Origin of the sequence: Rhizobium sp. WW_1 (assembly GCF_003610155.1) — a bacterium.
Taxonomy (GTDB): Bacteria; Pseudomonadota; Alphaproteobacteria; order Rhizobiales; family Rhizobiaceae; genus Rhizobium; species Rhizobium tropici_A.
On sequence record NZ_RAIN01000012.1, the window covers coordinates 157,236 to 169,254 of the forward strand.

A 12,019-nucleotide genomic window follows, 5' to 3' on the forward strand; every position below is an offset into this window, starting at 1 on the left:
TGTTGTAAAGCTCCCATTGACAATTGAGTGACCCCGGCGCTGGGACATATCCCAGCCGACGAAACGCCCCATTCTGTCACAAAAAAATGTCAACATATCTCGCCTTCAGATTGCAGCAAGGCGAAGAATAAAACCTCCTTTAAACTCCTTTTTGCCGACCATCCGAACGCCCATTCCATCGATCCTTATGCGGATGGTGAGCTGGCCATTCGTGCTGCCGTTTCCGCAGGTTTTAAAGCCGGGACCGCAAGGCCGAAGGCCGCGCAGAAGCACGCCGAAGGCCGGGCTCTTGATAACAGAGGAGCTACGTTTCCAGGCGAGCTAGCAACAACAGTTGATGAAGACAACGACCAAAAGAAAAGGAAAATAACTGGTGCGTCTCGTTGGCGGATGAAGAGCAAGGTCGTCGCCCTGCTTCGCCCGAAAAATGAAAAAGGACCAGCCGTTTGCGGCTGCGGCTATGCCGGGGAGCGGGTCAAGAAAGAAACGTACGTTGACGAAATGGGCGATGCACGAATCAGGAAAACATCAACGCGCATGAGCGAGATCACGCTTCATCGCAGAGAGACTGGCGCTGCCGTTTCGGGCGTCTTCCGCTGCGATTCGCCGTGGTTGTGTCCGACCTGTGCCCCTGCTCGCGCGTTGCGCCGCAAGGAACGCGTGCTTGCTGTTATTAATAATACCGAGGCTGTTGGTGGTCATTGCGCGTTTGTGACGTTGACCGTCAAGCATGACCTTTCCATGTCGCTCGCATTGGTGAAGAAACTGCTTTCCGAGGCGTCCCGCAAAGCGAGACAAGGGCGGAAATGGCAGGAGATACAGGCGCAAGGAGGCCTCCTTGGCGTCGTCCAGGGCATCGAAGTCCTGCATAATCGCCGCAGTGGGTGGCACTACCATGCCCACATGATCATTCCCGGAATGAGGAGCAAGGAGGAAATAAGGAAGGCTGCCCGCCGCTTGGTCGCCCGATATATCAGAGAAGTGCGAAAGCTGGGCGGCGTCGCAAAGAAGATCGGTCAAGATGTGACCATGGTCTGGGATGAGGAGAAGATTGCCGGATACACCGGCAAGGGGTCAGCGTGCTGGGAAGTGGCAGGTGGTTTAAAGGAAGCCCGCGATGCCGACAGCCGCACGCCGTGGGATTTGGTTACACTGGCGACCGCTGGCGACGACCATGCAAAATCCCTTTTTACCGAGTACGCAGCGATAATGCCCGGAACGCGTTCCTGCGTTGTTTCCCCGGCTCTCGCCGCGAAGCTGTGCATCGTTGTCGACGATGACGCCGATCAGGCCTCCGAACAACAGTTTGAGGAAGGCGATGATGTCGTCGGCAAGGTCGAGGCCAGTGTCTGGGCGAAAATTCTTAATCGCGGCGTTGCATGGCGGGTGCTGAATGCCGTCGAACGACAATGGGAATGGTCGGAAATCGAGCGTTTGACGTGCGTGCTGTCTCAGCCGAGCGAAGAAGTTGCTGAGAAGAAGAAGCACGCGCCTACAGCCTTCGAGATCGCCAGACACGCACAGGCGCTGGTGTTCCGGTTCAAGGGGCGAATGGATCGCGCGATTTCGCATGTCCTCGACAGCGAGGAGCGCGAGGCCGTTGCCAAGGGGCTTGACTTCAAGGCCCCATCAATCCGTCGAGTGATGGAACTGGTAATGGCCGACCGTCCCGAACCTGCGAACGACGATCTGAATGCGTTCTTGGAAATGATCGAAGACATGTCGGCAACGCAGATCGCAGCGTAACCATCAGTGTATGTTGACCTCCCCGGTCATGGAGGGGGCTACCGGCAGGTTCCCGATGAAGTCGTCCCTCGGAAGAGCCGATGGTTGCTTGCAATCAGTAGTCGGTCACTACCAATTACCAGAAGACGGTTACCTCGTTGCCAGCTAACATTCACCGCAACGCTTCCAATCTCGCTGATTCTTCATGTCCCACGGTCCAACATACTACCCCTCGCTTGGGTACTGTATTTATTGCAGAGCCGAGGGTGTGAGACTCACCGACGAACATATCGTTCCGTACTCGCTAGGAGGAAGTCATGTCCTCAGGGACGCAAGCTGCGACTCGTGCGCTAAGATTACTTCCAAGGTTGAACTGAAGATTGCCAGGGGACTTTGGGGCCAAGCTAGGCAGAGTTTCGGCGCAACTTCCCGCCGCAAGAACAAGAAGCCAGTGACACAGTTCATACCTGATGGCGAAAAAATTGGCCGCGTCCAGGCCATACCAAACGAGGACGTCCCAGCGGTATTTGCGTTCTACAAGATGCCGCCCGCCGGAATTCTTCTAGGGTTGAATGAGACGGTTGACACGCTGCCATCCTGGACGATGGCCGTGATTGCTGACTCCAACAGACAAGAGCAGTTCGAGCAAAAATATAACTTTAAGCCTGCGGTCGGATTCAGACATCAGCCAACGGAATTCGGCCAACTACTGCTGAAGATCGGATATGGACAGGCCTTGACGCATCTGGATTGTCGGGATTTCGAAGCGATTTGCGTGCCGTATATCCTGGGCGAGAAATCAAATGTTTCCTGGTTGGTTGGCACCAATATGCAGGAACCCGAAGCGCTATTGGATTTCGGTTATTCGCTGCGGACAAAAGTTCTGGGAACGACCGAGCTTTTATATATTATCTCAGAGGTGAAGCTTTGGGCAAACACCTTCATGCCATGGTACCACACCGTAGTTGGGCGAGTTCAAGGCCGTAACAATGTTGGCCATGTTATTGAGAAACTCAACAGCATCAACGCCGCAGAGATAAATAGCCCCCGAATATAGTAGACAGCAGCTACAGCTGTCCCCGGCCCCATATGAAATGGCCTTCTAAATCCCCTCCCATGAGTCCGACAAAGGATTTTTTTCCCAGTACGTAGGCAGATAAGATAGGAACAATTCATCCAACGTACGGCAGCGATACTTGAACCATTTGCGAGAGCGCCATCCCCGGAGGCTCTTCCAACGATGCTGCTCCCAAAGCAATCTCTCGATTCTCAGCAAGGTAATCCAAAGGTATAGCAGGCAGTGGACGAGTGTCGCCCTTGACGTTTCTCCCACATTTCCGAGCATCGCAAGCGGTCGAGAGCCCCCATTGGCGTCAGCTGGATGAGCCGCAACTATGTGGGCAACGAAATTCACATGTACGAATTCGGAAAGCCATTGATACATACCGTCTCTAATTTCATTTGGCGTCAGGTCGATTGGGATTGAAAGCGGATCGCCGTCCTCCAACTGCGAAACAGCAGCCCGAATTTTTGATGGAGATAGGTGGCTTCTCCAGTGCTTGTAGCTGTCTTTGGGGTCTTCGAAGGATTTTATGAATTCTCGATACGTCGCTTCCCTTGCCAAAACCATAGTCAGCAAGTCCGCAGTCTCGATCACCCCTCTAAAGGTTGCTCGGGCCTGGCTTTCAAATCCGTGAAGAACCAGTAGACGAAAGGCCTGCATGGATTGAGCTAGGTTGGAGGCCAAAACATAGAAAACGGCATTGGGCGATGGCCGGGTTGGTAATTGGGCTTCTGGCCAAATCACTCGGCTTCGATGACGTCTATTCTTCAGCCCAAAGTGTGACAGATCGCAGACCTGCAAGAGCGCCAAATCATATAGGAGGCATAGAGGCTGTAGTGCTTCTTCAGCGGAATCATAGACGCTCTTGCGATCCTGCCATATTGCCCCCAGGAAACCGGATATCTCATTTTCGATTGATTTCGCGCTTTCGTTTGGGGACTCTCGCTGGCTCCTTTGTAAATCAGGATGACTTGCTGCCGTAGCTTCGCACGCAGCTTTGAGCAGTTCATATTCCTCGGGCTTCACGCTGGAATCTCCGCATACAAATCATCCCGCCGCGAAACGACTGGTGGCGGCGATCCATCCATAAATTCTGAACGCTCTAATTGGTAGATCGGCGGCCTCCAAGCCCTGGGTTACCAAGCCACATTTCTCAGACCTGGGGAATTTCCTTTCCGCCGACAGCTTTTGCCCCGAAGCTTGTAGGAACCCTTTCCTACAAGAGCGAAGCGATGAAAGAATACGAACGACAAGCAACAAATATCAACCAGGGACTGCCTACTCAGGCAAGGTTAAAGGTCATCCGACTGCCGACATCGTGGTATGCGGTAATCTGGGAAAATCAGGACCGGTACGCCTCCGTGTCTCAGGATAGGTCAGACCGCAATGGCGGGCATGAGCATCTGACCGACGATGAATTTCTAGGCCGCGTGCAGCTTGTCGCCTCGTTCGTCCAAGGGATCGATTTCCTTTACGATGCCGTCGTGCCCCAACGAAAGAAGAGGGATCGGAGGACGCACTGATGGCCTACGGAGAAACTGTTTCCCGTGTCCGTGCAGAGTTTCGTGAATTCAGGTTCAAGGAATCTCTCGTCCGGGTTCGGAAAGCTGTCGATGTAATTCACGTCTCACGCAATCGGGTTTTGATCCTTTTTCCTCTCACCAAAGCTCCCGTTCTGAAAGCGTTGACGGCAAAGCAAATTTCTCTCATCGCACCGGACGGGCGTGACCTTGTGAAGGAGTGGAGAGAACCGCACTGCGTCCGCGCCAGCATCAAAGCGGGCGTCGAACCATTTTCAGGGTTCGACGATTTGCCCCGCAAAGGGTGACGCATGGGCTACCAGTTCGTGCATTTGGAGTCTTTTGCCCGTAAGGCTGATGCGAAGGGCCGGAGTACGGACTTCATATTTGCTGAGGCCAGCCGGAAGCCTGAAGCCTCCGTCCACGTTTCAAATCCACTGCCGCCCGTCGTCGTATATGGCGTCGGCATTGAGGCTGTGCAGGATATGCACGATGCCGCTGCCGCCGCCGCGACGATCACGGTGAAGGGTGGCCACGTCCGGAAGGTCGCAAAAGACAAAAAGACGCTTAATACGGTTGTAGCATCGCACCCCTTCACCATGGACGAAATCCGCGCCGATCCGGCAAAACAAAGGGAAGTCGAGGAATGGGAGCGGCGCACGGTCCAGTGGCTAAAGGACCAATACGGAGATGATCTGAAATCCGTAATCCGTCACGAAGATGAGTCACATTTCCATGTTCACGCTTATATCGTGCCGACTGCCGATCCGGCGATGGCAGCGCTCAAATATCACCCCGGCACGGTCGCAAAACGCGGAATCATGTCTGCCTGTCTAGCCGAAGGCGAGGATACAAAGGCGCTCTCAAAGCGGGCTGATGCGGCATATAAGCAAGCAATGAGGCAATGGCAGAATTCGTATCACGAGGCCGTCGCTGTGCCCTGCGGCCTTACAAGGCTGGGTCCCCAACGCCGCCGTTTGAGCCGGGATGAGTGGCAGCGCGAGCAGGTGCAGGCGAAAGCACTGCAAACGGTTATCGAGCGGGCAAAGAAGGTCAAAGCATCGGGCGACATCTTCGTGACGCGAACGAAAACCGAGGCGGAAGCAATCCGTGCCGCCGCCGCCCATGAGAAGGAAATTGCCGAAAGAGCAAAAACTGCGGCAACTGCGGCGCGGGAACAGGCAGAGAAGGCACAGGAAGAGGCCAAGGAAGCTCTTGCTCGCGCCGAACGCTATTCAGGCGTTACCGGTCGCTTGAGAGCAATGTGGGACGCCCTGGGCGAATCGAAGCTGGCGACCAAAATCAGGGAGGAATTTGCCACCGAAATCGCCCATGTCCGTGCCTTCGCCAGGACGATTCAGGAAAGCTTGAGGGTCGAAGAAAAGCGCCGTCATGAAGCGGAAAAGAAGGCCAATGAGGCCGCGCTGGACGCCGAGCGAGCGCGGGACGCGGCCTTGCGAATGCAGATCGAAAGGGATCGAGCATGGTCGCTTCTGCCACCGGATCGCCAACAGGAATTGGCAGCAGCGGGACCGGAAATGCGGATGACGTTGCGACCAAAACAAAAGAAGGAGGGAAAGTGAGGTGGCTACTACCGGGGGACGGGTTCGCCTTCAAAAATTACAGTTCGTCGGCGCTGTCGGCGCAAGTCCCAAATATCCTTGTCGCTTGCTTGATGACGTGCGGCAATTTCCATGTGTTCATTGGAGATCGCAGCATGCGTCTGCTTCTTGTTGCTCTTGCTGCCTTGGTACTTTCGTCGTCTGCGCATGCGGGCGAAATCATATGGCGGTCACCGACAACGGGCACCCTCAAATTCGTCTCGCCGCCGCCTGAACTGGAAATTCCCGATCCTGCGACACCGGTTGATTTCGGAATTTCCTATGGGTCGACAAGAGTCCGGGCAGGTAATAGCCTGTACACAAGCCCGATTTGGTCGTCAGGCGGCTTGAAAACGGGATATTCATTTTCAAGCGCTGACCTGCCTTCAACGCTTTCGATGGACCTGTCTGCTGGGCTGATCAGGGGTCGGATTTCCGTGACCGGGACTTATGATTTTTCTGTTACGATCTCCGATGGCGCGGGACGGTCGCAGACCGTGCCGGTTGCGATCATCGTTGAGTAGCTTTCAGGTCACTACATTAAAAACCGGTGGCTTCAAGAGCCGGATGAACGCGGCTTCCGCCGCTCGCTGCGCGGTCTTGATGTCGCGAGCAAAAGCCATGACGACTTCCTCATGTACCTCATCTGTATCGTCTTGGTTTCTTCCGCTTTTGTCGATCCACCAGAGCACTCTGTTCGCTGGATCGAACGGTAATTCCAAGTAATTTAGATAAAATAGCGGAAAATCAGGGAACTTTACTTCTGCGAAGCCGCTGCGCTCATCCGGTGCGGTATCCCAATCGAAAATCAGCGGTTTCAACTTGTTTCGTTTTTGCTTCGCCATATTTTTTCTTTTCGCAGTCGTTGGTGACGACGGCAAATGGATATCGAAAAAATCACAAAAGCAATTCAATAAAATTCATAAGTATATCAAAACTATTATATTGACAAGGAAATGTAATAAAACGCTATACTCGACTTTAGCGAGATTAATATTCGAACATTTCCTTGCCGTCAACAAAGTATATTCAGATATTTCCTTAATCGACGCCGGGGGGTTTTGGGCCGCTGGTAGGAGTTTCCTTCGCGTCACGTTTCTTTTCCTCAGCGTCCCGGCGTAACTCTTCGCGCCACCGAGCGGCGGCTCGGGGGAATTCATAGACGGTCAAATCCGGAGTCCGCATCCAACATTTCTTTAGGTCTTTCCAGCCGTCATCTAATGACGCGCATGCCGTGATCCAATCATGCGAGGCTGGATCGACGATGAACTTAAGAGCCGCAATCGCATCTCGTCTTGCGTGCGGATATTGCATCTCAAACAAGAGGGTCCAGACGTGCACCGGCTCGCTCGAATAGCGGGCAGGCATGCCGGGGATTGGGACGAACCTTGGAAAGAGATGCGGGCGATGAATCTTGTTGTATGCGACAATATCGTTCCAGGTCAGCCCGTCATAAACTTCCTGACTTTCCTCGCCATAGCGCGGCGCGTAGTCGTATAAAAAGCGGCGCTCGTCATCTGTTCGCGTGTCGACAGTCTCGCTCCTTTCTTCAGAGTTCCTTGACGGTTTCAACTGTCGTTTTTGCTGGGGCGGATCCGCCTCGGCAAAATGAACAGGAAAAAACATCTGAACTGGTCTGGAATCAAGAAGCGCGAGAAGGAGAGCGATCAGCCATTTCCTTCGGCGGTCGCGATCTGCCTGCTGCTGTCGGCGACGTAGGTCTTCTAGCCAGCGCCGGAAGCGCTCGGCGGCACGGCGGCGCTCGCGGGTTTCTTCTTTTCGGATTCGTGCGGCTGCAGACGGCTTCATGGCGATCTTCCTCGATCAAAATCCAATGATCCAAGCAAAAATCGCAATCAACAAACGCCGAATACCAGTTGGCCAAGCGGAGGTATCGGTGGCGATATCGGTGGCGGCGAAATTATCTTTTATATTAGTCAGGGTGATTTGATCGAGGAGGATCGCCAGGAAGCCGACTGGAGCCCAAGTGCAAGCTACGGGATCGCCTCCCACCCAAGCTTTGCCTCCCAAAACACAATGATAGTGACTGTGGGCTTGAGACTGAGTCCAGAATTTCCCTGCGAACACGTCCTGGACTGTACGCTTTTTCATCCAGGAGGAAAATAAAATCATCCAGGATGATTGCTTTTTCGAGAAACATGCGCTATTAACGAATGCAACAACGAAGGAGCCCAATCATGATACCCAGCCAAAATGGACTGCCTACCCCTCTCGGAACACTTGATGACATCCTTGAGACGGGGGACACTTCTGAGAAGCCTATGAAGGTTTTCATTGGCCATAACTTGGGTAACCGCACCTTCCTAATGCAGATGCCCATGCACGAGTTTTACGGGATGTCGGAGGTTGCGAACGACGCTGGACGCGATGGCGACACAGTTGCTCAGCGCAAGCTCGACCCGGTCCATGCTCATAAGCTGGCGATCTATCTCCTCAAGGGCCTCGTTTCTGCGGCCATTGAACGCCGAGAAATACTCAAGAAAGAACCAAGCAAGGCGCTTCTGGAAGTGATGCGCCGACTGGGTCGACAGCCTTACATGGCGATACAGCCTTTGGTAGTTAACATTCGAAACTGTGACCCACGCGGGGCGGATATTCGCGGGGATCGAATGCTGGACCGCAGAACTGAAGAGACGGCGGCCTTCAAAATCTTTTTAGCGCAGCGTCATGTTCTCTGGGTTATCGATGGTCAACATCGAAGGAAGGCTATGCAGCTAGTTTTCGACTTCCTTGAACAGGTTCGAGCCACCAGGCTCTATCCGAAGAAGGGGAATCTTTTGGGATTTTCGGATGGTGAGGCTCTGTCTGCAGACGAGTTGACCGTGTGGGAAGAGTGCTTCGAGGTAGCCAGAACCTACTGCACGATACTGGTCGAAGTACATTTGGGCTTGACTCCAGATGAAGAACGTCAACTGTTTCATGATTTGAATAGACTGGGTAAGAAGGTCGACACAAATCTTGCGCTTCAGTTTGACAATTCAAATCCAGTCAACTTGTTCATCAAAGAGAGACTTATAGACAAGCTCGGACTTAATGTAATTGAGAACGATGTAAAGAACTGGGAAGATGACGAGGGCGGCCTACCGAGAAAAGATGTTGTCGGTGTGAACGCTCTTCTCTTTCTAAACCGAACAAACATCAGTGGCGCGAATCCGTCGATGGTTGATGGCAAGACCGAAATGGCTTACCGATTCTGGACCGCCATTCAAGCAATTCCGGGCTTCGGTGAAGATCGTTCCCGAGAAAAAACTGTGGCAGCACAGCCAGTTGTTTTAAAAGCACTGGCAAAGCTTGTTTACGATTTTAGCTTCAGCAACAGAAAGCCAGAAGACGGCGACAAATTCTCGGATATTCTGTTGTCGAGGTTGACAGACATAGATTTTAGTCATGGAAATCCAATGTGGCAATATTATTCTCTGACGCCAGAGGAGAGGACTGCGAAGGGGTTGGATGGCCTGGAAATATACTTACCTTCCGAGGAGGGGGGCAACCGAGACCTTGGCAGTCACCAGCTTGGATTTATGCGTTTCGGTGCCAAACACAACGATATCTACCCAATTATTGGAGACATGATCCGTTGGCGTCTTGAGTTGCCGCCTCGCCGAAGTGTCGAAGCCCGCGCTGCGCTGGCAGCAGAATAGACGCCAAGCTCTACGTCGAGGGCCTGTAGTCAGGCCCTCATCGACTCGATCCAAAGCTATATAAACTCAGGGACCTGTTATGTTTGCATCGCAAGATATTGCCCCGCTTAAAGTGGCCGATGAGCTTTTCCTAGTTTCTAGCACGATTGAGAGATGCCCAAAGACCATGATGATTCGCGAGCTCTTTATGAACGCGGTGGAGGCAGCAATACAGGCACCTGAGGGAGGACAGCTTATCGAGCTCCGGTCGAACAAACTGGGCACCTCGCAGAAGTTGTCAATCTGGAATACCGGACCTGGTATGTCTAGTGAAGAACTCTACCGAGCTTGTGATCTCGCCGCTTCAATCGGCAAAGTGAAGGGCCTAGATGAAAACTTCGGAATGGGCGCAAAGGTGGCTTCCTTGCCATCAAATAAAATCGGCCTTCGCTACCGCTCTTGTAAAGGCGGACAGGTGAGTGAAGTCATTTTGTGCGAACGCGATGGCGTATATGGACGCCTGAGACGAGAGAGCTCGCTGGGTTCTTGGGACGAAGTTCTTGATGTTACCGAAGCTGTCGCAGAGGAAGGCGTCGACGTTGCTTCCGATTGGACTGAGGTCACGCTGTACGGGAATCGTGTTGAGCAGGACACTGTCCGCGATCCTTACGACGGCAATCCGATTGTGGCTGGCCAATGGCTCGCCGACTACCTCTATTATCGTTTCTTCCGGCTCCCGAAGGGGCTGATCGTAAAGTTCCTGCCAGGGACGCATAAGCTCGATGGCACGCGGACTTTCCGCACTATTCCGGATCGTGCTTTTCCACTGGGGAAATCTGAGACCATCATAACGCCGTCCGGCGTTGCGATCCACTATTTCTATGATCCCCCGCTACTTAACACCAGCCACAACAAGTCTGTAAGCGGAGCGATAACGTCCGACGTAAGCGTTTGTGCCGTCGTTCACAAGAATGAGTTGTATGAAGTTAAGCGGAGTCGGCAGTGGACTCTTGACGCGCCGCTTTATGGCGTCACCTTCGGTGCAAAGCACATTTCCATATACATCGAACTTCCTGACGATTTTCCAGTTCGGCCGGAGGCCTACCGCCAATTCCTGCGTTACAAGGAAGGTGATCAGAGACAGGTCGATGCGCGGGACTTCTGTGACATCGCTCGGGAGAACAGACCGGGATGGCTGATCGATCTTATTGCCTCTTTTGCTCCAGCGGACTCCGGCAGCACTGATGAAATACGCGACGAACTTCAAAAGCTGTTAAACAGCCTTCGTGTGAAAGCGCCCAGTCTCCGTGCTGAGCAGAACGGAGCCGTTGAAATGGATGTAGGGCCAGGCAAAGGCTATCGTCCGGATCGGCAAGGCGGCGAGACAACTGGTGCTGAAGGTGCAGACAAAAAACTGACGTTGGAGGACTTGCTCGCGATACCCAGCGGCTCCAAAAGGGCATCGATTTCGCTGAATGCCGAACGTGCACCAGAGATCGTGCTTCTACGAAACGACGCTCAGATTGAGGAAAAGGGTCTGAAGGGTAAGGCAGCGAAGTTCTATCAAGACGCCTCGCAGCTTTTTGTAAACATGCGATATGCTGCGATTGATGCCATGAAACGTCAATTGGAATTAGACTACGCCGCTTCGCCCGACCCAGAGGCAATGCGGCATCTTGCCCTGGAGTTGTCAGAAAGGACAATGGTCAGCCGAGTGGGGCGAGCCGTAATCTATGCGCTCGCGAAACAGCTAAATCGCGAATGGACGAATGATGACATGGCGCGAGCGCAGTCTCCCGAAAGCCTTAGCTTAGCTGCGGACGACTACCTGGATGCATTACAGAATGCTCGTCGCCGTATGAGCCAGGCATTGCGAATAGGCAAACAGGAAGCCGAGATGGTGACCGCAGACTAAGACGCGATGCTGGCTATCAGCGTGTGTCTTTTTGATCTTACGCCAGGATAGCGCAACCGCATTACGAGCGGACTTAGCAAGCTTTGCAATGCTGAGCACAGTTCGCTGTAGCTTCAGCTAGTGGTTTTTCAGTCCGCTAAGGCCGCCTGACGTAAGCATCATCGATTTTGCCTACCTTGACAGTACCGAATCCCACCCCCAATATGTTGACATGAGATTGCGTAACTAATTGACTGTCAACAATTTTTCGCTGCCGGTAGTCATCATCCAGGTTCCCCAGCCAATCCCAAGCTCCCATGAATGAATCCGTACATTGCTCTTGTCTCGTTACCCGAGGCAGATATGACTTCGGCTCAGCTTGAGGGCTTTCGGCAGGAGACGTCATCCGTTATAGCGAGATTTGACTTGCATGAGTTTTGTGCCGACAATTTGGCCATATGACATAAAGTGAGATTGGATTTTTCGATGACGATATTGGTCTCAGGCGGTGCCGGTTTTATTGGTGGGAACTTTGTTCTTGACTGGCTGGTGCAGCATGATGAGACGGTGGTCAA

Annotated in this window: 11 protein-coding genes; 7 read left to right on the top strand and 4 right to left on the bottom strand. The window is 53.1% G+C overall.

Annotated features, from left to right (window positions below):
* Positions 1–27 precede the first annotated feature (27 nt).
* Positions 28–1,746: a protein rep gene (locus BJ928_RS38935; protein WP_183079463.1), complete on the top strand. Its 1,719-nt coding sequence runs from the start codon at positions 28–30 to the stop codon at positions 1,744–1,746.
* 184 nt (positions 1,747–1,930) lie between these two features.
* Positions 1,931–2,782, top strand: a complete 852-nt coding sequence (locus BJ928_RS28280; protein WP_082011936.1) for an HNH endonuclease — start codon at positions 1,931–1,933, stop codon at positions 2,780–2,782.
* Positions 2,783–2,827: 45 nt separating this feature from the next.
* Here the strand turns inward: BJ928_RS28280 and BJ928_RS28285 are convergent, their stop codons facing one another.
* The gene (locus BJ928_RS28285) at positions 2,828–3,814 is read right to left on the bottom strand and encodes a hypothetical protein (protein WP_047634095.1); all 987 of its coding nucleotides are present in this window, start codon (positions 3,812–3,814) and stop codon (positions 2,828–2,830) included.
* A 496-nt stretch (positions 3,815–4,310) separates the two neighbouring features.
* Between BJ928_RS28285 and BJ928_RS28295 the strand changes: the two genes are divergently transcribed.
* From BJ928_RS28295 to BJ928_RS38940, 3 genes are all read left to right on the top strand, one after another.
* Positions 4,311–4,616, top strand: coding sequence for a hypothetical protein (locus BJ928_RS28295; RefSeq protein WP_047634098.1), 306 nt, complete (start codon positions 4,311–4,313; stop codon positions 4,614–4,616).
* A 3-nt stretch (positions 4,617–4,619) separates the two neighbouring features.
* The gene (locus BJ928_RS38615) at positions 4,620–5,891 is read left to right on the top strand and encodes a plasmid recombination protein (RefSeq protein ID WP_047634100.1); all 1,272 of its coding nucleotides are present in this window, start codon (positions 4,620–4,622) and stop codon (positions 5,889–5,891) included.
* A 134-nt stretch (positions 5,892–6,025) separates the two neighbouring features.
* Entirely contained in the window at positions 6,026–6,433 is a 408-nt protein-coding gene (locus tag BJ928_RS38940; RefSeq protein ID WP_047634101.1) for a putative Ig domain-containing protein, read from the top strand.
* 3 nt (positions 6,434–6,436) lie between these two features.
* Here the strand turns inward: BJ928_RS38940 and BJ928_RS28305 are convergent, their stop codons facing one another.
* The 3 genes from BJ928_RS28305 to BJ928_RS28315 all read right to left on the bottom strand — a co-directional run bounded on the left by BJ928_RS28305 (position 6,437) and on the right by BJ928_RS28315 (position 8,105).
* The gene (locus BJ928_RS28305; protein WP_047634103.1) at positions 6,437–6,754 is read right to left on the bottom strand and encodes a hypothetical protein; all 318 of its coding nucleotides are present in this window, start codon (positions 6,752–6,754) and stop codon (positions 6,437–6,439) included.
* Between the two features lie 196 nt (positions 6,755–6,950).
* On the bottom strand, positions 6,951–7,718 hold the full coding sequence (locus BJ928_RS28310) for a hypothetical protein (protein WP_047634104.1): 768 nt from the start codon (positions 7,716–7,718) through the stop codon (positions 6,951–6,953).
* A gap of 15 nt (positions 7,719–7,733) precedes the next feature.
* Positions 7,734–8,105 (bottom strand): hypothetical protein, encoded by a 372-nt coding sequence (locus tag BJ928_RS28315; protein ID WP_147413952.1) that lies wholly within the window; start codon positions 8,103–8,105, stop codon positions 7,734–7,736.
* A gap of 2 nt (positions 8,106–8,107) precedes the next feature.
* Here BJ928_RS28315 and BJ928_RS28320 point away from each other — a divergent pair, with 2 nt between their 5' ends.
* Both BJ928_RS28320 and BJ928_RS28325 read left to right on the top strand, forming a co-directional pair.
* The gene (locus BJ928_RS28320) at positions 8,108–9,571 is read left to right on the top strand and encodes a DNA sulfur modification protein DndB (protein ID WP_197070139.1); all 1,464 of its coding nucleotides are present in this window, start codon (positions 8,108–8,110) and stop codon (positions 9,569–9,571) included.
* A 79-nt stretch (positions 9,572–9,650) separates the two neighbouring features.
* Positions 9,651–11,465, top strand: coding sequence for an ATP-binding protein (locus tag BJ928_RS28325; protein ID WP_052227830.1), 1,815 nt, complete (start codon positions 9,651–9,653; stop codon positions 11,463–11,465).
* Positions 11,466–12,019: the final 554 nt, after the last annotated feature.

Excerpts from the sequence above, each read along its gene's own strand:
- BJ928_RS28310 (WP_047634104.1), bottom strand. The coding sequence starts at position 7,718 with ATGAAGCCGTCTGCAGCCGCACGAATCCGAAAAGAAGAAACCCGCGAG.
- BJ928_RS28305 (WP_047634103.1), bottom strand. The coding sequence starts at position 6,754 with ATGGCGAAGCAAAAACGAAACAAGTTGAAACCGCTGATTTTCGATTGG.
- BJ928_RS28280 (WP_082011936.1), top strand. The coding sequence starts at position 1,931 with ATGTCCCACGGTCCAACATACTACCCCTCGCTTGGGTACTGTATTTAT.
- BJ928_RS28295 (WP_047634098.1), top strand. The coding sequence starts at position 4,311 with ATGGCCTACGGAGAAACTGTTTCCCGTGTCCGTGCAGAGTTTCGTGAA.
- BJ928_RS38615 (WP_047634100.1), top strand. The coding sequence starts at position 4,620 with ATGGGCTACCAGTTCGTGCATTTGGAGTCTTTTGCCCGTAAGGCTGAT.
- BJ928_RS28320 (WP_197070139.1), top strand. The coding sequence starts at position 8,108 with ATGATACCCAGCCAAAATGGACTGCCTACCCCTCTCGGAACACTTGAT.
- BJ928_RS28325 (WP_052227830.1), top strand. The coding sequence starts at position 9,651 with ATGTTTGCATCGCAAGATATTGCCCCGCTTAAAGTGGCCGATGAGCTT.
- BJ928_RS38940 (WP_047634101.1), top strand. The coding sequence starts at position 6,026 with ATGCGTCTGCTTCTTGTTGCTCTTGCTGCCTTGGTACTTTCGTCGTCT.